Genomic DNA, 23,088 nt, shown 5'->3' with positions numbered 1-23,088 from the left:
TGGTGGGGCGTGTTACTGACTGCTTTCCGGGCCGCGTTCGCCGCGGGCGACCGGATTGTGCGGGTTGCTGCTCCATTCGTACCAGCCGCCGTCGTACACCGCGACGTGCGGCCAGCCCATGGCGCGGGCATACATGAAGGTTTCCGAGGCCCGCCAGCCGGTCCCGCAATAGAACGCCACCTGCTGGCTCGGCAGAATGTTCCACTGGCGCCACAGCGTAGCGATATCGTCAGCGCTGCGCATGGTGCCGTCCGGGTTATGGAAGTCTTCCATGTGCGTGGAGTCGCTCCCGGCGTGGCCCCAGCGGGCGCCGGCGATGTCACCCTTCGGCTTGATATAGCTGTAGCCGCTGGTGGTGCCGATAAACTCCGGCCACGAGCGGACGCTGACCAGCGAGGCGTCCTGACGATGCAGCAGCCCGCGGGCTTGTTCGGTATCCAGCATCAGCTGCGGCTGGCCGGGGATCGGCGCGCCGAAGTCCTGCGCCGGCTGCTGCGCCGGCGGCATGCCGCGCTCGACCGGCAGCCCGGCGTCGGACCAGGTCTGCCAGCCGCCGTCAAGCAGGCGCACGTCTTTGACCCCGGCGTACAGCATGATCTGCGCCACCCGCGCTGCGGCGTAGACGTCGCGACCGTAGAGGATCACCGTGGTGTCATGCCGGATGCCGTGCTTCGCCAGCATCGCTTTCAGCTGTGCGTCGGACACTTTATTCCACAGCGGTTCACTTTCCACCTCATTGGTATCGATATAGCCCGCGCCAGGGATATGGCTCAGCAGATAGAGTTTCGGCGCTCCCCAGGCGGCTTCGAACACTTTCCAGTCGCCGGTCGGGGCGGCGGCTACGCGTTTTCCCTGCTGCAGGTCGTGCAGCCACTGGGGGTAGACCAGCTGTTCAAAGTGCGGCAGCTTTTGCAGGCGGTCGGTCTGGCTCAGCGCATCGCTCAGGGTGCTGAGCCGGGTGAAGCCCGCTTGTTTCAGCCGCGCCGCGACGCTGGCATTATCTTCCGGGTTGCCGTACAGCGCGACGGGGGTATCTGGCTGGATCTGGTGCTGCTTAGCCCAGGCGCGGAGCTGATCGTCGCTCATGGCGCCGAGCCAGCGGGCGGAAAGATTCAGGGCCTGCGGCTCATGACCTTCGGGGCCGTTGGCGCGCTGAGGCCAGCCGTTGTAATAAGCGCTCAGGCGGGTGTCAATGACCACGCCGTGCTGCTGTTGCAGGTGGGAGAGAGTGAGCGCTGGCATGGTTTCAGCGGCGCAGGTGGTGGAAGCAGCAAGCCCCATAAGCAGGGCGAGTGCGGTCAATTGAGAAACACGTTTCATCGAAATGCCCGACGGTAAAAAGTGGAGGGCGTATTCTCCGCTCGCCAGGCGCCGATTTCTTTGCGGTAACGCAGGTTTGCACGCTATTGCTCTTCATTGCCAGGTCTCCATCGCCAGGCAGCGTCCCGCCGGCGGACCGTCCTCGCGATCGTGGGTCACCAGGATCGCCGGAATGGCCTGGCGGGCCAGTTCCTCAAAAACCCAGCGGCGGAACGCGGCGCGCAGGGTGGCATCCAGACGGCTGAAGGGTTCATCGAGCAGCAGCGCCTCGGGGCGCGCCAGCAGGGCGCGCAGCAGGCTCACCCGCGCCCGCTGCCCGCCGGAGAGCGTGGCCGGGTCGCGTGGGGCGAAGCCATGCAGCCCGGCGCGGCTGAGCGCTTGCTCCACTGCGGCTTTTCGCGCCTCGCCGCGCACACTCTCCGGCAGCGCCAGCTGTAAATTTTGCCCGACGCTGAAATGGTCGAACAGTAACGGGTCCTGAAACAGGATGCCGATGCGTCGATGCTCCGTCGGCAGCGTATCGCAGCGACGTCCATTGAGCCACAGCTCGCCCTCGGCGCGGAAGTCGCCGGCCAGGGCGCCAATCATCCAGGCAAACAGCGTCGATTTTCCGCTACCGGAGGGGCCCATCAGCGTCAGCACTTCTCCAGGCGCCACCGAAAAGGCGACCTCCCGCAGCAGCGGCTGACGTTTCACGCTCAGGGTCAGATGGTTTACGGTTAGCACTAGCGAAGTCCTCGTCGATAGCGGCCCGCCAGCCAGGCGAGAAGGGCCGTCAGGGTAAAGCATACCGCCGGCAGCAGTAATTGCCACAGCGCCTGGGCGGCGAGCGTCTGCACCTCGCCGCCGCTGCTGAGCGCCACCGCCTGACTGGTGAGCGTCGGGATACGGCCTGCCCCCAGCCATAGCGTCGGCAGATACTGCGCGATGCTCACGGAAAAGCCCACCGCCAGCGCGGTCAGCAGCGGGCGGGTCAGCGAGGGCAGGGTCAGCAGCCAGAAAATACGCGTGGGCCCCCAGCCGAGCGTGCGGGCGATAATCGCCATCCGCGGGTCGCGCTGGCGCCAGGCCGGGCGCAAAATAAACAGCATCCATGGCACCACCCACAGCAGATGGCCCCACAGAACGGTCCACCATTCGCCGTCTAGCCAGGCGTACAGCGCCAGCCGGTACTGGCCAGCGGCCAGCGGCAGGGCCGGGAGGACCAGCGGCAGCCAGACCCAGCCATCTCCCCGCGTCGGGCCGCAGGCCAGCCACAGCAGGCAGACAGCCGCGCCGAGGGCGCAGGCCGCCAGCGCCAGGCCAAGGCTGTTGCCGAGGGCATCCATCTGCGGTGGCGCTGAGCGCGCCAGCCCCGCCAGCAATAGCGCGCCCAGCAGACCGCTCAGCGGCAGCAGCGCCGCCAGCAGGCGGCCGGGCAGGGCATGAGGATGAGGGTGACGAATACCGCGCAGATTGGGCTGGTACTGGCGCTGTATCCGCCACCCTCCCCAGGCCACCAGCGCCAGCCCGCCGAGGATCGTCATCAGTAACAGGCTGGCCAGCGCCCCTTTGGCCTGCTGCAGGTCATCGCCCTGGCTTAACCACTGCCACGCCAGCACGGCGAGAGTGGGCGGATTGCCGGGCCCCAGCACCAGGGCGACATCGACCGCCGACAGACTCCAGGCGGTGGCGGCCAGCAGCACCATGCCGAGGGCGGGCAGCAGGGCGGGCAGCACCAGCCAGCGCAGGCACTGCCAGCGGCCGTAGCCGAGGCTCTTCAGCGCGGTCGCCTGGTCGGCGAGGCGTTTCTCCCCCAGCAGGCCATAGATCACCCACAGCACAAAGGCGCTCTCTTTCAGGGCCATCGTCAGGCCAAGCCCGATGCCATACCGGTCGACCGGCGGCGTCAGAAGCGGCAGCCACTGCCAGATCCAACCCCCTTCGGCGAACAGCAGCAGCGCCGCCGTCGCCAGGGCAAGATGGGGTACCGCCAGCAGCAGCGGCAGACGGGAAGCCAGTCGCCGCCAGCGGAGCGAGGGCCAGAGGGCAGCGACGACGGTCAGGGCGATCAGCAGCGCGCCGCCGACGGACAGCAGCGTCGAGACGAGCGTGGCGGCCAGCGCCTGGCCCAGCTGCGGGTCGGCGAACAGCGCCCGCCAGTGGGCCGGGGAGCGCGCAGCGCCCACCAGTTCCCCGGCGGCGGGGAGCAACGGCAGATAGATCGCCGCCATCGTCCCCCAGGCCAGCAGGATCAGTGGGTACCGTAGCGGCGCAGCCATTCCTGCTCCAGCGCGTCAACCCATGCCGCGTGCGGCTCGGCAAGCACCGGCGGTAGATCCTGCGGCACGGTAGCCGCCAGCGCCTGACGCTGGCCGTCAGGCAGACGCTGCGGGTCCAGTACGCTCGGATCGCCCCAGACGGCGGCATCGGCCTTGCGCAGCTGCGCTTCAGGCGAGAGCAGGAAATTGGCCACCACTTTGGCGCCAGCGACGGCGCGGGCGTTAGCCGGGATGGTAACGAAATGGACGTTGCCGAGGGTCCCCGCGGTGAAGCCGAAGCTGTAGCTGTCCGTCGGTAATTCGCCGCTGGCGGCTTTCTGCCGGGCGTGCAGCGGGTTAAACGTGAGTGATAAGCGGAGGGTGCCATTGTTGAGCATGGTATCCATCCGTGCCGGCGACGCCGGGAAATCCTTGCCCGCCCGCCACAGGGCCGGGTGCAGCGCATCGAGATAGCGCCACAGCGGGGCCGTGACCGCCGCGAAGGTCGCCGTCTGCGGCGGCTGGCGCAGGGCGGCCGGCTGGTCGGTGAGGGCGATCAGCAGTTGCTCCAGCAGGGCGGTGCCGGTGAAGTCCGGCGGCCGCGGGTAGGTCACGCTGCCGGGATGGGCCCTGGCGAAGGCCAGCAGCGCCTGCGGGCTGGTGGGTGGCTGCGGCGTTTGCCCGCGGCGGGCGATAAACGTCAGCTGGGCGCTGCCCCACGGCGACTCCGTACCGTCGGTGGCGACAGAAAAGTCCTCCCGAACCGGCTTTTGCAGATCGACAAAGCGCCAGTTGGGCAGTGATTCGGCCCAGCCGGTGAGCAGCAGGTTGGCCTGCTTAAGCGTGCGAAAGTTTTCGCCGTTGATCCACAGCAGATCCACCGACCCGCCCCGGCGACGGCCGGCCTGCGCCTCGCTCTGGATGCGTTTCACTGCGTCGGCGGCGTCGGCGATGGGGACAATACGCAGGTCGATCGCGTAGTGGCGTTTGACCTCCTCGCTGACCCACGCCAGATAGCGGTTGACGGCCGGGTCCCCGCCCCAGGCGTTAAACCAGACGGTCTGCCCGCGGGCTTCCGTTTGGATCTGCCGCCAGCTGTCGTTGGCATTAACCGCCAGCGGCCAGAGCAGCAGCAGGCACAGACAGAGGCTGAAATCACGCAAACGGCGCATCGTTACTCCTTATTCTGCGGGGAAGAGGTGGGCATCTGACACAACCCCTGGGCCGGGATCGCCATCGCGGCATTGAACCGCGCTGATAAATTTTGCAGGCCGATCAGGGCGGTCAGCTCGGTGAGCGCCCTGGCGTCAAAATGCGCGGCCATCGCGCTGCGCAGGGCATCATCCACCTCCGTCGGCGTCTGGGTGGCGGCTTCGGCATAGGCCAGCGCCAGACGCTCTTTTTCGCTGAACAGCGTACTGCTGCGCCAGTCGGCGACCGCCAGCAGCTTGTCCTGGCTGCCGCTCCGCGCGGCGAGGGTCATGCTGGTGATATCGATACAGAATTCACAGTGGCACAGTTGGGCGATGCGGGCGCTGACCAGCGACCGCAGCACTGGATCCAGCGGCGAGCGGCGGCGTTCAATGTAGCCCACGAACAGCGAAACCAGGTAAAACAGCCACGGGATCCGTCCCCACCAGCGAATGGGGCTTAGCACCTGGCCGTAATGCCGGCGGTGCAGCCAGGCCTGCGGACGAAGGATCAGGGGGACAGAATCCAGCGGGGGTAAGCTCATGGCGACGATCTCTTATGACGTTCACGGTAAATATTTTTGGCGATAGAGATGACCACCGCCAGGGCAAAAAGCAGCGAAAGCCCGGTGGCCAGCCAGAAGGTGCCCCCGGTGAGCAGACTCCCGGCCCAGGAATAGACGATAGTCGCCGGCAGCTGGCCCACGCCGGTGGCCAGCATAAAGGGCCAGAAGCGCAGCGAGGTTAGTCCGGCGGCATAGCTGACCGGGTCAAACGGGACAAACGGCAGCAGGCGGCAGACCAGGATCGTCTGCGGGCCAAAGCGAGTGAAATAGCCGTCGACGCTGCGCAGCACCGCGCGGCCGGTGAGTTTTTCCACCACTTCGCGCCCCAGCGCTCTGGCGATGCAGAAGCAGAGCCCGGCCCCGACCATGGCGCTGAACCATGACAGCGCACCGCCCCAGAAGGCGCCGAACAGGGCGGCGTTCGCCAGGGTAATCAGGAAAGCCGGCAGCGGAGCGACGATCGCCTGGAGGATCATCAGCGCAAATGAGACCAGCGCGGCCTGCGGCCCCCAGGCGGCGATAAACCCTCTGACCTGCTGCGGATCCAGGGAGGCTAACGCCGTCAGACTCTGCTGCAGAAAGGTTCGCCCGCCGGGGAACCACCACCAGGCGGCCAGCCCGGCGACGGCCACCACGGCAAGGGCCAGCCGGGCGCGGCGCAGGTGACGGCGATCAGGTTGGGTCATGGCGCACCTCCTCGCCGGGCGTTGCCATACGGCGGGCGCGGGCAAACCGTTTGCCCATCTGCACCAGGGCAAACAGCAGCCCGCCGGCGAGGCTCAGTTTGAGCGCGAAGGCGAGAGTTACGCCCTCGCGGGCCAGCTCGCTGGCCATTACCGAATAGATGACCAGGCCCGGCAGGGTAGTCACGGCGGAGATCAGGGTAAAGGGCCAGAAAGGGATCGCCGTCAGGCCGTAGGCGTAATTCTGAATATTGTAGGGAAAGAGCGGCACCAGGCGGGTGAGGATCAGGAAATCGCAGCCGCTGCGGGCGATACCGCGCTCAATCGCCTGAAAGACGGCGGTATGGCCCACATAGCGCTGCAGCAGATCGCGCCCAAGCCAGCGGGCGATTAAAAACGACAGCGCGGAGGCGAGGGTGGCGGCGGCAAACGAGAGCAGGGAGCCTGTCAGCGGGCCGAAGAGCATCCCGCCGGCGATCACCAGCAGGCTGCCGGGGATCAGACACAGGGTGGCAATGATAAACAGCGCGACATAGACCAGATATCCCCAGGCGCCCTGATGGCGCAGGGTGTCCTGAAGCAGATGAAGGTGAGTCAGCAGATCGTGGAGACCGACGCGATGGCTGATAACGGCCAGCGTGGCCACCAGCGCGAGAAGTCCCAGCCCTTTACCAATGGCCGGATGACGGCTTCTTTTGCATGAGGGGTGCTCCTGTACAGTCTGGACGCAGTGGACATCAAAAAGTGCGCGCGACAGTATCCTGTTCCGACGACCGTCACAATGGTTTACCGTCGCTTTGTTGATTTTGCTCAGGAAATTCTGCCCCCCGCACAGCGGGAGGCGAGAGAAGGGCGTAAATTATGGCCGGAAGGTGGCCCACACCGGCGCGTGGTCGGACGGTTTTTCCATTCCGCGGATCTCATAATCGATTCCGGTCTCCACGCAGCGCTGGGCCAGAGGCTGGCTGGCCAGCAGCAGGTCGATGCGCAGCCCGCGGTTATCGTCGAAGCCTTTGGAGCGGTAATCGAACCACGAGAAGTGCTCCTGATTGTCCGGATTAGCCTGACGCCAGGTATCCACCAGGCCCCAGCCCAGCAGGCGATCCATCCACTCCCGCTCTTCCGGCAGGAAGGAACATTTGCCGGTACGCAGCCAGCGTTTGCGGTTCTCTTCACCAATACCGATATCGAGATCGGTGGGACTGATGTTCATATCGCCCATGATCAGCACCGGATTCTCTTTGTTGAGTTCGGTCTCCAGATAGTTCTGCAGATTCTGATAGAACGCCGCTTTGGCCGGGAATTTGGTTTCATGATCGCGGCTTTCACCCTGTGGGAAATAACCGTTAATCACCGTGACGTTGCCGAAAGGCGACGGGATCTCCGCCATGATGATGCGGCGCTGAGCCTCTTCGCCATCGTCCGGGAAACCGCGGCGGACGGCAATCGGCGTGTCTTTGGTCAGCAGCGCGACGCCATAATGGCCTTTTTGTCCATGATAAAAGACGTTATAGCCGAGTTTGGCGACCTCTTCGAGAGGGAACATATCGTCGTGAACTTTGGTTTCCTGCAGGCCAATCACGTCCGGCTGGTGTTTTTCGACGATGGCGGCCAGTTGGTGTGGGCGGGCGCGCAGGCCGTTGATATTAAAAGAGACGAATTTCATAGTCGCTGCCACTGTGCAAGGTGAATAGTGCAGGGATGGTAGCAGAAATTCGCCTGGCTGGCTGCCACCGGATGCGTCATTCTGCCAATCGCTGCGCATGAGCGTGCCGTAGTTGCCCCTTTTACGGGCATGCCGCGCCAAAAAAGGGCAAATATCTACGATAAATTTCGCAGAGGATCACAATTACAGAATTATATCTTACCGTTGCATAACTTATCTTCTTTAATCACTGTTTATCCCCCTTTATCGGATACTTATTCACTAAATATGCATTTTATGTGAATAGCGTTCGGCTGTAACTCCTTGATTCTGCGTTATCTCAACCGGTTTATGCATTTTTATCGCTGGCTGGCACGAACCGTGCAATCTACATTTACAGCGTAATAACTCATATTTATTAACATTATTGCTACTTTTAATTTACCGGAAGAGGTCGATATGTCTCAGTCAATTACGCGTAACCACTTTGATGAATGGATGATGCCGGTCTACGCGCCAGCGGCGTTTATTCCGGTGCGGGGCGCCGGGTCGCGGCTGTGGGATCAGCAGGGCAAAGAGTATATCGATTTTGCCGGCGGCATCGCCGTGAACGCGCTGGGGCACGCCCATCCGCGTCTGGTGCAAGCTCTGACCGACCAGGCCGGCAAATTCTGGCATACCGGCAACGGCTACACCAATGAGCCGATCCTGCGTCTGGCCAAAATGCTTATCGATGCCACCTTCGCCGACCGGGTCTTCTTCTGTAACTCCGGGGCCGAGGCCAATGAGGCGGCGCTCAAGCTGGCGCGTAAATTTGCCCACGATCGCTTTGGCAGCGAGAAAAGCGGCATCGTCGCCTTTCAGAACGCTTTCCACGGGCGGACGCTGTTCACTGTCTCGGCGGGCGGTCAGCCGGCCTATTCCCGGGATTTTGCCCCGCTGCCGCCGCAGATCCAGCATGCGGTGTTTAACGATCTCGAGTCGGCAAAGGCCTTAATCAATGACCAAACCTGCGCGGTGATCGTCGAGCCGGTGCAGGGCGAAGGGGGCGTGGTGCCGGCCAGCGGCGAGTTTTTACGCGGCCTGCGCCAGCTTTGCGACCAGCACAACGCCCTGCTGATTTTCGATGAAGTGCAGACCGGGGTCGGGCGCACCGGCGAGCTGTATGCCTATATGCACTACGGCGTGACGCCCGATGTGCTGACCACCGCCAAAGCGCTGGGCGGCGGTTTCCCTATCGGCGCGCTGCTGGCGACAGAGGCCTGCGCCAGCGTGATGACCGTCGGTACCCACGGCACCACCTACGGCGGCAACCCGCTGGCCGGGGCGGTGGCCGGCGAGCTGCTGTCGATCGTCAACACCCCGGAAGTCCTCTCCGGCGTCAGACAGCGCCACCAGTGGTTTTGCGAGCGTCTGCAGGCGATCAACGCCCGCTATGGTCTGTTCAAGGAGATCCGCGGCCTGGGACTGCTGCTCGGCTGCGTACTGAACGACGCCTGGGCCGGGAAGGCGAAAACGCTCAGCAACCTGGCGGCGGAAGAGGGGGTGATGATCCTGATCGCCGGCGCTAATGTGGTGCGTTTTGCGCCGGCGCTGAACGTCAGTGAAGAAGAGGTGAATAACGGGCTGGATCGCGTCGAGCGGGCCTGCGCGCGTTTCGTGGCAGGAGTCTCATCATGATGGTTATTCGACCGGTGGAGCCGGGCGATTTGCCCGGGCTGCTGAAGCTGGCAGCGGAGACCGGCGGCGGGCTGACCTCGCTGCCGGTGGATGAAGCGACCCTCGCGGCGCGGATCGCCCGCTCGCAGCAGACCTGGCGCGGCGAGCTACCGAAAAGCGAGCAGGGCTATGTCTTTGTGCTGGAGGAGAGCGAAAGCGGCGCGGTGGTGGGCATCTGCGCGATCGAGGTGGCGGTGGGGCTCAACGATCCCTGGTATAACTACCGGGTCGGCACCCAGGTCCATGCCTCGAAGGAGCTCAACGTCTATCAGGCGTTGCCGACGCTGTTTCTCAGCAACGACCATACCGGCAGCAGTGAGCTGTGTACCCTGTTCCTCGACCCGCAGTGGCGCAAAGAGGGCAATGGCTATCTGCTGTCGAAATCGCGCTTCTTATTTATGGCCGCCTTTCGCGAGCGCTTCAATGAGAAGGTGGTCGCCGAGATGCGCGGGGTGATTGACGAGCAGGGCTACTCGCCGTTCTGGGAGAGCCTGGGCAAACGCTTTTTCGCCATGGAGTTTTCCCGCGCCGACTACCTGTGCGGCACCGGACAGAAGGCTTTCATTGCCGCCCTGATGCCCAAGCATCCGCTGTATATCGATTTCCTTTCCCCTGAGGCGCAGGCGGTGATCGGCAAGGTTCATCCGCAGACCGCCCCGGCCCGGACGGTGCTGGAGAAAGAGGGGTTCCGCTACCTGAACTACATCGATATTTTCGACGGCGGCCCGACTCTGGAGTGCGACATCGACCGGGTGCGGGCGATCCGCAAAAGCCGTCTGGTGACCACCGAGGCCGGTGAAACCCCACCCGGTGACTGGCCGCTGTGCCTGGTGGCGAATGAACAGTATCACCAGTTCCGCGCTCTGCTGGTGCATGCCGACCCGGATGGCGACACCCTGACCCTCAGCGCCCGCGAACTGGATATGCTGAAGTGTCATGCCGGCGACCAGGTACGCATGGTGCGCCTGATCCCTGAGGAGAAAACCGCATGAGTCTGTGGATTAATGGCGAGTGGCGACCCGGTCGTGGGCCAGGTTTCAGTAAACAGGATCCGGTTAACCTGAAGGTTGTGTGGCAGGGCGAAGCGGCGGATGCCGGGCAGGTTGCTGAGGCGGTGGCGGCTGCCCGCCAGGCGTTCCCGGCCTGGGCGCGGCTGCCGTTTGCCGCCCGTCAGGCGATCGTTGAAAAGTTTGCCGCCCTGCTGGAGGCCAGTAAGGCGGAGCTGACGGCGATGATCGGCGCCGAGACCGGAAAGCCGCGCTGGGAGGCGGCCGGGGAAGTGACGGCGATGATCAACAAGGTGGCGATCTCGGTGAAGGCCTACCACGTCCGCACCGGCGAACAGCACAGCGATCTGCCCGACGGCGCCGCCACGCTGCGTCACCGGCCGCACGGCGTGCTGGCGGTGTTTGGCCCCTATAACTTTCCCGGCCATCTGCCGAACGGGCACATCGTGCCGGCGCTGCTGGCGGGCAATACTGTGGTCTTTAAACCCAGCGAACTCACCCCGTGCAGCGGCGAAGCGGTGGTGAAACTATGGCAGCAGGCCGGCCTGCCCGCCGGGGTGCTCAACCTGGTGCAGGGCGGTCGGGAAACCGGCGAGGCGCTCAGCGGTCAGGCGGATATCGACGGGCTGCTGTTTACCGGCAGCTCAACCACCGGTTTTCATCTGCATCGCCAGCTGGCCGGGCAGCCGCAGAAGATCCTCGCGCTGGAGATGGGCGGCAATAACCCGCTGATCGTCGACGATCCGCGGGACGTGGATGCCGCGGTGCATCTGACCATCCAGTCCGCCTTTATTACCGCCGGCCAGCGCTGCACCTGCGCCCGCCGTCTGCTGGTCCGGCGCGGCGAGGCGGGCGATGCCTTCCTCTCCCGGCTGGTGACGGTGTGCCAGCGGCTGATCCCGGCGGCGTGGGACGCCGAGCCGCAGCCGTTTCTCGGCGGGCTTATCTCTGAACCGGCCGCGCAGAAAGTGCATCAGGCATGGCTGCAGCGGGTCGCCGCTGGCGCGGTCACGCTGCTGGAGCCACGTTTATTGCAGGCCGGAACGTCGCTGCTAACGCCGGGGATTGTCGACATGAGCGACGTGGCCAATGTTGAAGATGAAGAGGTGTTTGGCCCGCTGCTTGGCGTCTGGCGCTACGACACGTTCGAGGAGGCGATTGCCTTAGCCAACGCCACCCGCTTCGGCCTCTCCTGTGGGTTAATCTCTCCGGAACGGGAGAAGTTTGATCGACTGCTGCTCGAGGCGCGGGCAGGGATAGTCAACTGGAACAAACCGCTGACCGGGGCGGCGAGTACCGCGCCGTTCGGCGGCACCGGGGCGTCCGGTAACCATCGTCCGGGGGCCTGGTATGCCGCCGATTATTGCGCCTGGCCGATGGCCAGCCTTGAATCGCCGACCCTGACGCTGCCCGCCAGCCTGAACCCGGGGCTCGACTTTCTGGCCGGGGAGGCGTCATGACCGCCCGCGAAGTCAACTTTGACGGTCTGCCCGGGCTGACCCATCACTACGCCGGGCTCTCCTTTGGCAACGAGGCTTCCACCCGGCACCGCCACCGGGTGTCGAACCCGCAGCTGGCGGCAAAGCAAGGGCTGAAAAAAATGAAAGCCCTCGCCGACGCCGGCTACCCGCAGGCAGTGATCCCGCCTCAGGAGCGGCCCAATGTGCCACTCCTGAGGCAGCTGGGCTTTAGCGGCAGCGATGAGCAGGTGGTGGCCCGGGCGGCGCAGCAGGATCCGGATCTGCTGTCGGCGGTGAGTTCGGCCTCGGCAATGTGGGTGGCGAACGCGGCGACGGTCTGTCCCTCCGCCGATTCGCTGGATGGCCTGGTGCACCTGACGGTGGCGAATCTGCAGGATAAATTCCACCGCGCCAGCGAAGCACCGACCACAGAGGCGCTGCTGCAGGCGATATTCCCCGACCGCACGCGATTTGCCATCCATCCGTCGCTGCCCGCCTCGGCCTGGTTTGGCGACGAAGGGGCGGCGAACCATAACCGTCTCGGCGGCGCGTATGGCGCCCCCGGCGTCCAGCTCTTTGTCTATGGCCGCCGCCGGGGGAGCAAGGAGGCGCCGCGTCGCTATCCGGCGCGGCAAACCCTTGAGGCCAGCCAGGCGGTAGCGCGCCTCAATCAGGTCAATCCCCGCCAGCTGATCTTCGCCCGCCAGCATCCGACGGCGATCGACACGGGGGTTTTTCATAACGATGTTATCGCGGTGAGCAACCGTCAGGTCCTGTTCTGCCATGAGCAGGCCTTTGCCGACCAGACCGCGCTTCTCCAGCAGCTGGCGCAGCGGGTGCCGGGTTTTACGCCGCTGGTGGTCCCCGCCAGTCGGGTCACGGTGGCAGAGGCGGTTGCCACCTATCTGTTCAACAGCCAGCTGCTGAGCAGGGCGGATGGCAGCATGGCGCTGATCCTGCCCCACGAAGCGCAGGAGCATGCCGGCGTCTGGGAATACCTCAATGAGCTGCTGGCCGGGGACAACCCCATCGCCGCGCTACAGGTGTTCGATCTGCGCGAGAGTATGGCCAACGGCGGCGGTCCGGCGTGCCTGCGCCTGCGGGTGGTGTTGACGGCCGAGGAGTATCAGGCCGTCAATCCGCACGTCCTGATGAACGATACGCTGTTTGCCACCCTCAATGACTGGGTGGATCGCTACTATCGCGATCGCCTTACCCAGGCCGACCTCGCCGACCCGCAACTGCTGCGGGAAGGGCGTGACGCGCTGGATCGGTTGACCCAGATCCTGCAGCTCGGTTCGGTTTATCCATTTCAGCAATAAGGGGGCGCGGTGGAACATTTTCTGGCATTAACCCTGGCGGGGCGTTTGCCCCACCATTTTCACGGCGAGACAGCGCACTTTCGCTGGCACTGGTTGGGAGAGGGGATCCTCGAGCTGACGCCGCATGCGCGCTGCGAGCGCGGGCTGGTACTCTCCTGCGCCATTCATGGCAACGAAACGGCACCGGTGGAGATAGTCGACCACCTGGTGCAGCGACTGGTCCGGGAGGCACTCCCGCTGCGCTGGCGGTTGCTGGTGATCGTTGGCAACCCACCGGCGCTGCGGGCGAATAAGCGCTATCTGCACAGTGATATGAACCGGATGTTTGGCGAGCGCTGGCGGCAGTTTCCGCTCAGTGAGGAGACGCAGCGGGCGCAGCGGCTGGAGCAGGCGGTGGCCCGCTTCTATCGCGACCACGATGGTCCTCGTTGGCACCTCGATCTGCATACCGCGATCCGCGGGTCGCTACATCCGCGCTTCGGCGTGCTCCCGGCCCGCGATACGCCGTGGGAGGAGGATTTTCTTCACTGGCTGGGCGGCGCCGGGCTGGAGGCGCTGGTGTTTCATCGTCAGCCTGGCGGGACCTTTACCCACTTCAGCTGCGAACGGTTCGCGGCGCTGGCCTGCACCCTTGAGCTGGGCAAAGCGCTGCCGTTGGGTGAAAACGATCTGACGCAGTTTGCCGCCGCCGAAGGCGCGCTTTCCCGGCTGCTGGTGGGGGATCTGGCCATTGCCGACGCCCCGGCGCCGCTGCGCTACCGGGTGGTACAGCAGATCACCCGCCATAGCGATGATTTCCACTTGCATATGGCGGATCAGACGCTGAACTTCACCCCCTTCGAACCCGGCACGCTGCTGGCGGAGGAGGGCGAGACGCGGTATGTGGTGGGGCCTGAGCCGGAGTATGTCCTGTTTCCCAATCCGACGGTGGCTAAGGGACTGCGCGCCGGCCTGATGCTGGAGAAATTATCCTGAGGGCAAGCCGTCCGCCGGGCGGCCTGCTTTATTTCGCGCGTCTTTTTTCACCATCTTATTTTTTCGTGCGCCAGTGTAAATTTGCAGATTATTCCTGGTAAAATGCTTTGTTTTTAATCTCCCCTCCTTTATACTCTCCATAATTTCTCTGAAAAACAGTAGGTTATTTATTTTTTATTGCAATTCTTCGGCTAAATTCCTTATTTTCTCCATAATTGGCGAGAAACTGTTTTTTACACTTTCATTGTTTTACTCTTGCTCTGACTAATTGACGATTAACGTCGTAAAGTTAATCTCGTCAACACGGCAACGCGCCGTAAGAATAACGTAAAGTAAGGATTGAATGATGAAGAAACTCACTGCACTGTTTGTTGCCTCTACTCTGGCTCTGGGCGCGGCTAACCTGGCACACGCCGCCGATACCACCACCGCGCCGAGCGACAGCAAGCCGATGATGATGCATCATAAAGGCGGCCCGGGTCAGCATGACATGATGTTTAAAGGCCTGAACCTGACCGATGCGCAGAAACAACAGATCCGCGACATCATGAAGAGCCAGCGTGAGAACATGAAGCGTCCGTCCCTCGACGAACGCCGCGCGATGCACGATCTGATCGCCAGCGACACCTTCGATAAGGCGAAAGCGGAAGCGCAGATCGATAAGATGGAAGCGCAGCATAAAGCGATGGCGCTGTCCCGCCTGGAAACGCAGAACAAGATCTACAACATTCTGACTCCAGAGCAGAAAAAACAGTTCAATGCTAATTTTGAGAAGCATCTGACAGAACGCAACGCGCCGGCAGGTAAAATGCCTGCACCTGCTGAATAATGTAGCGAACTGAATCAAGACCGCCGGTCTTGCCCAATAATGCCATCAGGCGTTGGGCAGGGCCGGCGGTTTTTTTATTGGTGGTTTCTCAGCCAAGCGGGTGCAGCGGATAGTGACCGCTGAGCAAAGGCTTACAGAGGATCTTGTAACCATCCTGGTCGAATCCGGCGGGCAGACGGGTCAACTCCGCGGCCTGGTCGAGCGAGTCGACGGCGCCCAGCCACAGCCAGTTATGAATGACGTGATACTGCGTCATATCCGGGCCGCGCTCCTCCAGCGCCACCGGTCCCGCCCACGGCCAGCACACCAGCTGCAGTTTACTCATCTGCGCCAGCAGGCGATCTCTGTGCGCCTCCACGCTCTCCTTTCCACAGCAGGCGCCGGCGCAGCGGCCCAGCGCGGAGCGAAAGCAGGCGCGGCCGCGGCTGAGCGGTTCCAGACCAAGCAGGCCATAACAGAGGCGCTGTTCGTCGGCAAGGCTCTGCAGCATCTGCAGCGCCGCCCGCCGGTTGGCGAACAGGCCATAGAGATGCTGCTGGTGCGAGAAATCAACCTCGCGGGCATAGACAATTTGCGGCCGGTGGTCCGCAAGTCGCCAGGCGCAGAGCTGCTTGTTACGCCGTAGCCGCTTGTTAAACAGCGGCTGCTGCTCTTTAATCAGCCGCGCCTCCAGCAGCAGCGCTCCCAGCTCGCCTGCGGTGCGCTGCCAGGTGATACGCCGCGACTGACGCAGCATCGCGGCCTCTTCGGGCGTGCGCAGGTGAGATAACACACGGCTGCGAAGGTTGACGCTCTTACCGATATAGAGCGGCATTGTGTCGCTGTCGCCGTGAAACTGATAGACGCCCGGCAGCTTTGGCAGCGCCTCCAGCCACGGGCGAAGATGTTCGGGATATTCATAGATCGCCGCCGCTTCAAACTCCAGACGCGGGGCAGATTGCTTTCTGGCCACAATAACTCCTGATACTGTCTATCTATCCAGTATAGCAGGCGGTTTTTGCGGCGAAAAGCGCAAAAAATAACCCCGGCGCGGGCCGGGGCGGGGAGGGACTATTTTTTCCAGAAATCGTCAAAGACGGTGATCGGTGGCCGACGCTTGTGTTCGGTTTTCAGATACCAGCCTTCGATCGTTTTAGCGATACTGGGGTCCAGCGTTTTGCCTTCCAGATAATCGTCGATGTTCTCGTAGGTGACACCCAGGGCCACTTCATCCGGCAGGGAGGGGCGATCGTCTTCCAGGTCGGCGGTCGGCAGCTTCTTATACAGATGTTCCGGGCAGCCGAGATGGGCCAGCAGCTGTTTGCCCTGACGTTTGTTCAGGCGGAAAATTGGGTTGATGTCGGTGCCGCCGTCGCCATATTTGGTGAAGAAGCCGGTAATCGCTTCCGCCGCATGGTCGGTGCCGACCACCACCCCTTTGGTCATTCCGGCGATGCTGTACTGGGCCTTCATCCGCTCACGGGCTTTTTCGTTACCGCGAACAAAGTCGCTCAGTTCGATCCCCGCTTCGCGGAGCGCCTGTTCACTGGCCAGTACCGAGGCTTTGATATTCACCGTCAGCACCCGGTCAGGCTGGATAAAGGCGATGGCGTCCTGGCAGTCCTGCTCATCCGCCTGCACGCCATAGGGCAACCGAACGGCAATAAACTGCAGGCTGCTGTCGCCCGTTTCGGCACGCAGTTCATTAATCGCCATCTGGCACAGTTTCCCCGTCAGGGTGGAGTCCTGGCCGCCGCTGATACCCAGCACCAGCGATTTAATAAACGGGTAGGTCTGCAGGTAGGACTTCAGGAAATCGACGCTGCGGCGGATCTCGCCGGCGACATCAATCTGCGGCTTTGCGCCCAGCGCCTGAATAATCTCTTGTTGTAGCGTCATCGCGCCCTCCGAAAGTGAATCTGTTTGGCAAGCTGTTGGCTTAAAGCTACCTCTTTGCCGCTGAAACGACAAGGACCGGGGTTTTGACTGCCGGAAAAGAAGGCAATCAATGACATAGGATTTCATTATAGATGCCACTGCGCGGGAGAAACCGCCGATCGGCAGCGGCGCGTCAATCCTGTTTACGCAATAACACAATCAGACATGATTTCGCTGTTCGGCTTGAAAAATAACACTATTTATTCCAGGCTTATCGTTACACAGTAGAAAAGAGGAACCAAAATGAACAAAAGCTTAGCAGGAATACTGGGCGTCACCGTCGCGTTAACCTTACTGGCGGGCTGTACCGCTTACGATCGTACCAAAGACCAGTTTACCCAGCCGGTGGTGAAAGATGTGAAGAAAGGGATGTCGCGTCAGCAGGTGATGCAGATCGCTGGCAAACCTTCAACGGAAGTGACCATGGTTCATGCCCGCGGCACCTGCCAGACCTACATCCTCGGTCAACGGGATGGTAAAGTAGAGACCTACTTTGTGGCCCTCGACGACACCGGCCATGTGATTAACTCCGGCTACCAGACCTGCGCCGAGTATGATACTGACCCGCGCAACGCCAAGTAAGCTTCCTACTGTTTACTGAGCCCTACGTAAGCCCGACCACTGGTCGGGCTTTTTTGTGAGTACTGATGCTTATTTAATTGCGCGAATTATTTGGGTGAAAATGTGAGGGTAGTCAAAACCAGAGGTCAATGAGAGACAATTCTGTTCAACAGCGAATTATCCTGGCGGCTCAGCTTGCCGTATACTCAACCCATAAACAGAATTAACCGGATGTTACCAGTCTTACCGGCTCTCAGCGGTTGCTGAAGGCCCTGGTCTCACACATTGAGGAAGCGTTCATGGAAAAGAAACACATTTATCTCTTCTGCTCGGCAGGCATGTCTACATCACTGCTGGTCTCCAAAATGCGCGCGCAGGCAGAAAAATACGAAGTCCCGGTCATTATTGAAGCCTATCCCGAAACCCTGGCAGGTGAAAAGGGACCGGCAGCCGACGTGGTATTATTAGGACCACAAATTGCGTATATGTTACCGGAAATTCAGCGCCTGCTGCCGAATAAACCGGTAGAAGTCATCGATTCTCTTCTGTATGGCAAGGTGGATGGTTTAGGTGTATTGAAAGCCGCCGTCGCGGCCATTAAGAAAGCTGCAGCACAATAATTTTAACTTTTAAAACTCGATGTATTTTGACGCCTGGCGGCACCCTGTTGCCGGACGTCAAAAAATAAAGAGTTTATTTTCCCGTCAAAGAGTAATTTCATACATCATCGCCGTAATAGTTTATTGCGGCTTTTAAGGGTATTGACTATGAGTAAAGTGATCGACTCGCTTGAAAAGGTACTCCTTCCTTTTGCAGTGAAAATAGGAAAGCAGCCGCATATTAATGCGATTAAAAACGGATTTATTAAGTTAATGCCGTTGACCCTCGCCGGGGCCATGTTTGTATTAATTAACAACGTTTTTCTGAGCTTCGGCGAAGGCTCTTTCTTTTATTCTATGGGCATTCGACTGGATGCCTCCACCATTGAAACCTTAAACGGCTTTAAGGCTATCGGCGGGAACGTCTATAACGGTACCCTCGGCATTATGTCGCTGATGGCGCCGTTCTTTATCGGCTCCGCGCTGGCGGAAGAGCGCAAAGTCGACCCGATGGCCGCGGGCCTGCTGGCGGTGGCGGCCTTCATGACCGTGACCCCGTATAGCGTGGGCGAAGCCTATGCGGTGGGCGCCAACTGGCTGGGCGGGCAGAACATCATCTCCGGGATGATTATCGGTCTGGTTGTCGCGGAACTGTTCACCTTCGTGATCCGTCGTAACTGGGTGATCAGACTGCCGGACAGCGTGCCAGGGTCAGTATCGCGCTCTTTCTCCGCGCTGATCCCGGGCTTCTTGATCCTCTCTATCTTCGGCATTATCTCGTGGGCCCTGTCGAGCTACGGCAGCAACTTCCACCAGATCATCATGGACTCGATCTCCACGCCGCTGGCGGCGATGGGCAGCGTGGTCGGCTGGGCATACGTTATCTTTAACTCCCTGCTGTGGTTCTTCGGCGTGCACGGTTCCCTGGCGCTGACGGCGCTGGATAACGGCATCATGACCCCGTGGGCGCTGGAAAACATCGCGCTGTACAACCAGTACGGCTCGGTTGATGCGGCTATCGAAGCAGGCAAACAGTTCCACTTCTGGGCCAAGCCGATGCTCGACTCCTATATCCTGCTGGGTGGCTCCGGGGCAACGTTGGGTCTGATTATCGCCATCTTTATCGCTTCCCGTCGCGCTGACCATCGTCAGGTGGCGAAGCTGGCACTGCCGTCAGGCATCTTCCAGATTAACGAACCGATTCTGTTTGGTCTGCCGATCATTATGAACCCGGTGATGTTTATCCCCTTCGTGCTGGTCCAGCCGATTCTGGCAGCCATTACGCTGGCGGCTTATAGCCTGGGGATTATCCCTCCGGTGACCAACCTGGCGCCGTGGACCATGCCGACCGGTCTGGGAGCGTTCTTTAACAGTAACGGCAGCGTGGCCGCCCTGCTGGTAGCCCTGTTCAACCTTGGCGTCGCGACTCTGGTCTACCTGCCGTTTGTGGTGCTGTCGAATAAAGCGCAGACCGTCATCGAGCAGGAAGAGAGCGAAGAAGACATCGCTAACGCACTGAAATTCTGATACCGCGCGGTACGGGCAGTGCCCCGTACCGCCTGATAAATGAGGGAAATATTATGTTTGATCTGGACAACATCGACGCGGTAGAAACCCCGGAAAATGACCTCGAAGAGGTGGTGATGGGGTTGATTATCAACTCCGGACAGGCCCGCAGCCTGGCCTATGGCGCGCTGAAGCAGGCGAAGCAGGGCGATTTTGCCGCGGCGAAAGCGATGATGGAGCAGTCGCGCCAGGCGCTGAGCGAGGCGCATCGCGTGCAGACCCAGCTTATCGAAAGCGACGAGGGCGAAGGCAAAATGAAGGTCAGCCTGGTGCTGGTGCATGCTCAGGACCATCTGATGACCTCGATGCTGGCCCGTGAGCTGGTCGCCGAATTGATTGAGCTGCACGAGAAGGTACAATAGGCCATCGCGACGATGAGGCAGCCCAGGATGATGACCACCGAGATCAGTACCGCCAGAGAACAACAGCTGTTCAACGGGAAGAACTTTCATGTGGTCATCTATAACAAAACGGAAAGCGTGAGCGGGCTTCACCAGCATGATTACTACGAATTTACCGTGGTATTAACCGGGCGCTATTACCAGGAGATCAATGGCAAACGGGTGCTGCTGGAGCGCGGGGATTTCGTCTTTATCCCGATGGGGTCGCACCACCAGAGCTTTTACGAATTTGGGGCGACGCGCATCCTTAACGTCGGCATCAGCAGACGCTTCTTTGAGAAACATTATCTGCCGCTGCTGCCGTTTGGCCTGGTGGCCTCACAGGTTTACGCCGTGCAGAGCGCTTTTCTCGGCTACGTTGAGTCGGTTATCGCCTCACTCAATTTTCGCGAAACGGAATTTGACGAATTTATCGAGCTGGTTTCCTTTTATGTCATTAACCGTTTACGCCACTATCGCGAAGAGCCGGTTGCCGATGTTATTCCGCAATGGCTAAAAAATACCGTTGAGGCCATGCACGATAAGCTGAAATTCGGTGAGGGCGCGCTCGAGAATATGGTTCGTCTCTCGGGAAAAACGCAGGAATATTTAACCCGGGCGACCCAGCGCTATTATGGTAAAACGCCGATGCAGATAATTAATGATATCCGTATTAACTTTGCCAAAAAGCAGCTGGAAATTACCAACTATTCGGTGACGGATATTGCGTATGAATCCGGGTACAGTAGCCCGAGCCTGTTTATTAAAACCTTTAAAAAACTGACGTCGTTTACGCCGAGCAGTTATCGCAAACATTTGACCAGTATTAATTAAACCCGCGCGGTTTTATCCGCCAGGTTTATACCGTAAATCATTCAAATTAACTGTCCGCATTGTTGCGGAGAGCGGCCTGCGTCCAGGCGTAGCGCCCAAGGGAGAAAAAGATGAGCCAGAAATTAAAAGTAGTCACTATTGGCGGCGGCAGCAGCTATACCCCGGAATTACTGGAAGGCTTTCTGAAACGTTACCATGAACTGCCGGTCACTGAACTGTGGCTGGTGGATGTGGAAGAGGGCCAGGAGAAGCTCGATATTATCCATGCGCTGTGCGAGCGGATGGTGGAAAAAGCCGGCGTGCCGATGAAGGTCTATAAAACGCTGGATCGCCGTGCGGCGCTGCAGGGCGCGGATTTTGTCACCACCCAGCTGCGCGTGGGCCAGCTGAAGGCGCGTGAAAAAGATGAGCGTATTCCGCTGAGCCACGGCTACCTGGGCCAGGAGACCAACGGGGCGGGTGGGCTGTTTAAAGGGCTGCGCACCATCCCGGTGATTTTTGATATCGTAAAAGATGTGCAGGAGATTTGCCCGGACGCGTGGATCATCAACTTCACCAACCCGGCGGGCATGGTCACCGAGGCGGTCTATCGCCACACCAGTTTCAAACGCTTTATCGGCGTGTGCAACATTCCTATCGGCATGAAGATGTTCATCACCGACGTGCTGCAGCTCAGCCCGAGCGATGAGCTGAATATCGACCTGTTCGGTCTGAATCATCTGGTGTTCGTCCGCGACGTGCTGGTTAACGGCGTCTCGCGCTTCGATGAACTGCTGGACGGCGTGGCCTCTGGCCGCCTGACCGCGAACTCGGTGAAAAATATTTTCGACCTGCCGTTTAGCGAGGGGCTGATCCGCTCCCTGCGCCTGATCCCATGCTCCTATCTGCTCTACTACTTTAAGCCAAAAGAGATGCTGGCGATTGAGATGGGCGAGTACTATAAGGGCGGCGCGCGCGCCCAGGTGGTGCAGAAGGTGGAGAAACAGCTGTTCGAGCTGTATAAAAATCCGGATCTCAAGGTCAAGCCGAAGGAGCTGGAGCAGCGCGGCGGCGCCTACTACTCCGATGCCGCTTGCGAAGTGATCAACGCTATCTATAACGACAAGCAGACTGAGCACTATGTGAATATCCCGCATCATGGCCACGTGGATAATATCCCGGCGGACTGGGCGGTCGAGATGAGCTGCACCTTAGGTCGCGACGGCGCGAAGCCGACGCCGCGCATCACCCATTTCGATGAGAAGGTACTGGGGCTTATCTACACCATCAAGGGGTTCGAAGTGGCGGCCAGCCAGGCGGCGATCAGCGGCGAGCTGAATGATGTGCTGCTGGCGCTGAACTTAAGCCCGCTGATCCATTCCGATCGTGACGCCGAGCAGCTGGCGCGGGAGATGATTCTGGCGCATGAAAAATGGCTGCCGAACTTTGCGGCGACTATCGAAAAACTGAAATCTTAACAGGAGCGGCCAATGGAACGCGTATTGATCGTCAATGCCGACGACTTCGGCCTCAGTAAAGGGCAGAACTACGGCATTATCGAGGCCTGCCGCAACGGCGTGGTGACATCGACCACGGCGCTGGTCAACGGCGCGGCCATTGACCACGCCGCCCAGCTAAGCCGCAGTACCCCGGAGCTGGCGGTCGGCATGCACTTTGTGCTGACGCTGGGCGAGCCGCTGTCGGCCATGCCGGGATTAACCCGCGAAGGCCGGCTGGGCAAATGGATCTGGCAGCAGGCAGAAGAAGGTCGCCTGCCGCTGGAGGAGATCGCCCACGAGCTGGCGTGTCAGTACCGTCGTTTTGTCGATCTCTTCGGTCATGAGCCGACGCATCTCGACAGCCACCACCATGTGCATATGATCGCCCCGATCTATCCCATCGTGGCGGCCTTTGCCCGCGAGAAGGGTATCGCGTTACGTATTGACCGCCAGGTGGCGGCGCAGAGTGGGCTCGATCAACAGGCGGCGCGCAGCAGCGCAGGCTTCAGCAGCGAGTTTTACGGCGAAGCTGTCTCTGAGGAACTGTTTCTGCAGACGCTGGATGCCTCAATCGCCCGCGGGGAGCGTTCCCTGGAGGTGATGTGTCATCCGGCTTTTGTCGATCAGACCATTATGGGCAGCGCCTACTGCTACCCGCGGCTGGGTGAGCTTGATGTGCTGACGTCTGCCGCGCTGAAAGCGGCGGTAGCCGACCGGGGTTATCGTCTGGGAACCTACCGCGACGTGTAAGCCCGATGGGGGAAAGGGAAAGTGAATCAAGCCCGGCACCGTGTGCC

24 protein-coding genes are annotated in these 23,088 nt (G+C 60.9%); 14 read left to right on the top strand and 10 right to left on the bottom strand.

Translation table 11 applies throughout. From position 1 onward, the window contains the following. Positions 1-12: 12 nt before the first annotated feature. The 8 genes from HMPREF3096_RS08915 to xthA form a co-directional block, all read right to left on the bottom strand. Entirely contained in the window at positions 13-1,320 is a 1,308-nt protein-coding gene (locus HMPREF3096_RS08915; protein ID WP_070544393.1) for a rhodanese-like domain-containing protein, read from the bottom strand. Between the two features lie 93 nt (positions 1,321-1,413). Next, on the bottom strand, positions 1,414-2,046 hold the full coding sequence (locus tag HMPREF3096_RS08910; protein ID WP_023297432.1) for an ATP-binding cassette domain-containing protein: 633 nt from the start codon (positions 2,044-2,046) through the stop codon (positions 1,414-1,416). Further along, complete coding sequence (locus tag HMPREF3096_RS08905) at positions 2,046-3,581, bottom strand: ABC transporter permease family protein (RefSeq protein ID WP_032730112.1); 1,536 nt, start codon at positions 3,579-3,581, stop codon at positions 2,046-2,048. The genes HMPREF3096_RS08910 and HMPREF3096_RS08905 overlap by 1 nt, the downstream gene beginning before the upstream one ends. Beyond that, complete coding sequence (locus HMPREF3096_RS08900) at positions 3,554-4,732, bottom strand: ABC transporter substrate-binding protein (protein ID WP_012542085.1); 1,179 nt, start codon at positions 4,730-4,732, stop codon at positions 3,554-3,556. The genes HMPREF3096_RS08905 and HMPREF3096_RS08900 overlap by 28 nt, the downstream gene beginning before the upstream one ends. A 2-nt stretch (positions 4,733-4,734) precedes the next feature. Next, positions 4,735-5,295: a carboxymuconolactone decarboxylase family protein gene (locus HMPREF3096_RS08895; RefSeq protein WP_032730114.1), complete on the bottom strand. Its 561-nt coding sequence runs from the start codon at positions 5,293-5,295 to the stop codon at positions 4,735-4,737. After that, the gene (locus tag HMPREF3096_RS08890; protein WP_012542083.1) at positions 5,292-6,002 is read right to left on the bottom strand and encodes a TVP38/TMEM64 family protein; all 711 of its coding nucleotides are present in this window, start codon (positions 6,000-6,002) and stop codon (positions 5,292-5,294) included. The genes HMPREF3096_RS08895 and HMPREF3096_RS08890 overlap by 4 nt, the downstream gene beginning before the upstream one ends. Next, positions 5,989-6,645 (bottom strand): TVP38/TMEM64 family protein, encoded by a 657-nt coding sequence (locus HMPREF3096_RS08885; RefSeq protein WP_048293447.1) that lies wholly within the window; start codon positions 6,643-6,645, stop codon positions 5,989-5,991. Before HMPREF3096_RS08885 ends, HMPREF3096_RS08890 begins: the two co-directional genes overlap by 14 nt. A gap of 213 nt (positions 6,646-6,858) precedes the next feature. After that, positions 6,859-7,665, bottom strand: a complete 807-nt coding sequence (gene xthA, locus HMPREF3096_RS08880; protein WP_012968464.1) for an exodeoxyribonuclease III — start codon at positions 7,663-7,665, stop codon at positions 6,859-6,861. Between the two features lie 438 nt (positions 7,666-8,103). On the opposite strand from xthA, the gene HMPREF3096_RS08875 reads away from it, so the two are divergent. The 6 genes from HMPREF3096_RS08875 (at position 8,104) to spy (ending at position 14,956) form a co-directional block, all read left to right on the top strand. Then, on the top strand, positions 8,104-9,324 hold the full coding sequence (locus HMPREF3096_RS08875; protein ID WP_032730119.1) for a succinylornithine/acetylornithine transaminase: 1,221 nt from the start codon (positions 8,104-8,106) through the stop codon (positions 9,322-9,324). Then, positions 9,321-10,355: an arginine N-succinyltransferase gene (gene astA / locus HMPREF3096_RS08870; RefSeq protein ID WP_002901491.1), complete on the top strand. Its 1,035-nt coding sequence runs from the start codon at positions 9,321-9,323 to the stop codon at positions 10,353-10,355. The genes HMPREF3096_RS08875 and astA overlap by 4 nt, the downstream gene beginning before the upstream one ends. Continuing rightward, on the top strand, positions 10,352-11,830 hold the full coding sequence (gene astD / locus HMPREF3096_RS08865; protein WP_008807741.1) for a succinylglutamate-semialdehyde dehydrogenase: 1,479 nt from the start codon (positions 10,352-10,354) through the stop codon (positions 11,828-11,830). Before astA ends, astD begins: the two co-directional genes overlap by 4 nt. Beyond that, complete coding sequence (astB, locus tag HMPREF3096_RS08860; protein WP_032730126.1) at positions 11,827-13,152, top strand: N-succinylarginine dihydrolase; 1,326 nt, start codon at positions 11,827-11,829, stop codon at positions 13,150-13,152. Before astD ends, astB begins: the two co-directional genes overlap by 4 nt. A gap of 9 nt (positions 13,153-13,161) precedes the next feature. After that, positions 13,162-14,127 (top strand): succinylglutamate desuccinylase, encoded by a 966-nt coding sequence (gene astE / locus HMPREF3096_RS08855; protein WP_022065123.1) that lies wholly within the window; start codon positions 13,162-13,164, stop codon positions 14,125-14,127. A gap of 343 nt (positions 14,128-14,470) precedes the next feature. Continuing rightward, positions 14,471-14,956 carry an ATP-independent periplasmic protein-refolding chaperone Spy gene (gene spy / locus HMPREF3096_RS08850; RefSeq protein ID WP_008807744.1) on the top strand — a complete coding sequence of 162 codons (486 nt, stop codon included), beginning with the start codon at positions 14,471-14,473 and terminating at the stop codon, positions 14,954-14,956. A gap of 88 nt (positions 14,957-15,044) precedes the next feature. On the opposite strand, the gene cho is transcribed toward spy, so the two are convergent. Both cho and nadE read right to left on the bottom strand, forming a co-directional pair. Beyond that, positions 15,045-15,908, bottom strand: a complete 864-nt coding sequence (cho, locus tag HMPREF3096_RS08845; protein ID WP_032730128.1) for an excinuclease Cho — start codon at positions 15,906-15,908, stop codon at positions 15,045-15,047. A 98-nt stretch (positions 15,909-16,006) separates the two neighbouring features. After that, the gene (gene nadE, locus HMPREF3096_RS08840) at positions 16,007-16,834 is read right to left on the bottom strand and encodes an ammonia-dependent NAD(+) synthetase (protein ID WP_008807746.1); all 828 of its coding nucleotides are present in this window, start codon (positions 16,832-16,834) and stop codon (positions 16,007-16,009) included. Positions 16,835-17,116: 282 nt separating this feature from the next. On the opposite strand from nadE, the gene osmE reads away from it, so the two are divergent. The 8 genes from osmE (at position 17,117) to chbG (ending at position 23,041) form a co-directional block, all read left to right on the top strand. Further along, entirely contained in the window at positions 17,117-17,455 is a 339-nt protein-coding gene (gene osmE / locus HMPREF3096_RS08835) for an osmotically-inducible lipoprotein OsmE (protein WP_008807747.1), read from the top strand. A 278-nt stretch (positions 17,456-17,733) separates the two neighbouring features. Continuing rightward, positions 17,734-18,054, top strand: coding sequence for a PTS N,N'-diacetylchitobiose transporter subunit IIB (gene chbB, locus HMPREF3096_RS08830; protein WP_016160760.1), 321 nt, complete (start codon positions 17,734-17,736; stop codon positions 18,052-18,054). Positions 18,055-18,073: 19 nt separating this feature from the next. Continuing rightward, the gene (locus tag HMPREF3096_RS30830) at positions 18,074-18,190 is read left to right on the top strand and encodes a hypothetical protein (protein ID WP_012542074.1); all 117 of its coding nucleotides are present in this window, start codon (positions 18,074-18,076) and stop codon (positions 18,188-18,190) included. Positions 18,191-18,201: 11 nt separating this feature from the next. Beyond that, positions 18,202-19,560, top strand: coding sequence for a PTS N,N'-diacetylchitobiose transporter subunit IIC (gene chbC, locus HMPREF3096_RS08825; RefSeq protein WP_008807749.1), 1,359 nt, complete (start codon positions 18,202-18,204; stop codon positions 19,558-19,560). A gap of 53 nt (positions 19,561-19,613) precedes the next feature. Next, on the top strand, positions 19,614-19,961 hold the full coding sequence (gene chbA / locus HMPREF3096_RS08820; protein WP_004140356.1) for a PTS N,N'-diacetylchitobiose transporter subunit IIA: 348 nt from the start codon (positions 19,614-19,616) through the stop codon (positions 19,959-19,961). Positions 19,962-19,988: 27 nt separating this feature from the next. After that, positions 19,989-20,813: a transcriptional regulator ChbR gene (chbR, locus tag HMPREF3096_RS08815; protein ID WP_012968458.1), complete on the top strand. Its 825-nt coding sequence runs from the start codon at positions 19,989-19,991 to the stop codon at positions 20,811-20,813. Between the two features lie 110 nt (positions 20,814-20,923). Next, positions 20,924-22,270 (top strand): 6-phospho-beta-glucosidase, encoded by a 1,347-nt coding sequence (locus HMPREF3096_RS08810; protein WP_008807751.1) that lies wholly within the window; start codon positions 20,924-20,926, stop codon positions 22,268-22,270. A gap of 12 nt (positions 22,271-22,282) precedes the next feature. Next, positions 22,283-23,041, top strand: a complete 759-nt coding sequence (gene chbG, locus HMPREF3096_RS08805; protein ID WP_012542072.1) for a chitin disaccharide deacetylase — start codon at positions 22,283-22,285, stop codon at positions 23,039-23,041. Positions 23,042-23,088 lie beyond the last annotated feature (47 nt).

The organism is Klebsiella sp. HMSC25G12 (assembly GCF_001807705.1).
Classification (GTDB): domain Bacteria; phylum Pseudomonadota; class Gammaproteobacteria; order Enterobacterales; family Enterobacteriaceae; genus Klebsiella; species Klebsiella variicola.
The sequence above is the reverse complement of the archived record's forward strand: the minus strand, read 5'-3'. Positions and strand labels throughout refer to the sequence as shown.

Bases quoted from the DNA above. Each gene is read 5' to 3' on its own strand.
- HMPREF3096_RS08915 (WP_070544393.1), bottom strand. From the start codon at position 1,320: ATGAAACGTGTTTCTCAATTGACCGCACTCGCCCTGCTTATGGGGCTT.
- HMPREF3096_RS08905 (WP_032730112.1), bottom strand. From the start codon at position 3,581: ATGGCTGCGCCGCTACGGTACCCACTGATCCTGCTGGCCTGGGGGACG.
- HMPREF3096_RS08900 (WP_012542085.1), bottom strand. From the start codon at position 4,732: ATGCGCCGTTTGCGTGATTTCAGCCTCTGTCTGTGCCTGCTGCTGCTC.
- HMPREF3096_RS08895 (WP_032730114.1), bottom strand. From the start codon at position 5,295: ATGAGCTTACCCCCGCTGGATTCTGTCCCCCTGATCCTTCGTCCGCAG.
- HMPREF3096_RS08890 (WP_012542083.1), bottom strand. From the start codon at position 6,002: ATGACCCAACCTGATCGCCGTCACCTGCGCCGCGCCCGGCTGGCCCTT.
- xthA (WP_012968464.1), bottom strand. From the start codon at position 7,665: ATGAAATTCGTCTCTTTTAATATCAACGGCCTGCGCGCCCGCCCACAC.
- HMPREF3096_RS08875 (WP_032730119.1), top strand. From the start codon at position 8,104: ATGTCTCAGTCAATTACGCGTAACCACTTTGATGAATGGATGATGCCG.
- astA (WP_002901491.1), top strand. From the start codon at position 9,321: ATGATGGTTATTCGACCGGTGGAGCCGGGCGATTTGCCCGGGCTGCTG.
- astD (WP_008807741.1), top strand. From the start codon at position 10,352: ATGAGTCTGTGGATTAATGGCGAGTGGCGACCCGGTCGTGGGCCAGGT.
- astB (WP_032730126.1), top strand. From the start codon at position 11,827: ATGACCGCCCGCGAAGTCAACTTTGACGGTCTGCCCGGGCTGACCCAT.
- spy (WP_008807744.1), top strand. From the start codon at position 14,471: ATGATGAAGAAACTCACTGCACTGTTTGTTGCCTCTACTCTGGCTCTG.
- nadE (WP_008807746.1), bottom strand. From the start codon at position 16,834: ATGACGCTACAACAAGAGATTATTCAGGCGCTGGGCGCAAAGCCGCAG.
- osmE (WP_008807747.1), top strand. From the start codon at position 17,117: ATGAACAAAAGCTTAGCAGGAATACTGGGCGTCACCGTCGCGTTAACC.
- chbB (WP_016160760.1), top strand. From the start codon at position 17,734: ATGGAAAAGAAACACATTTATCTCTTCTGCTCGGCAGGCATGTCTACA.
- HMPREF3096_RS30830 (WP_012542074.1), top strand. From the start codon at position 18,074: ATGTATTTTGACGCCTGGCGGCACCCTGTTGCCGGACGTCAAAAAATA.
- chbC (WP_008807749.1), top strand. From the start codon at position 18,202: ATGAGTAAAGTGATCGACTCGCTTGAAAAGGTACTCCTTCCTTTTGCA.
- chbA (WP_004140356.1), top strand. From the start codon at position 19,614: ATGTTTGATCTGGACAACATCGACGCGGTAGAAACCCCGGAAAATGAC.
- chbR (WP_012968458.1), top strand. From the start codon at position 19,989: ATGATGACCACCGAGATCAGTACCGCCAGAGAACAACAGCTGTTCAAC.
- HMPREF3096_RS08810 (WP_008807751.1), top strand. From the start codon at position 20,924: ATGAGCCAGAAATTAAAAGTAGTCACTATTGGCGGCGGCAGCAGCTAT.
- chbG (WP_012542072.1), top strand. From the start codon at position 22,283: ATGGAACGCGTATTGATCGTCAATGCCGACGACTTCGGCCTCAGTAAA.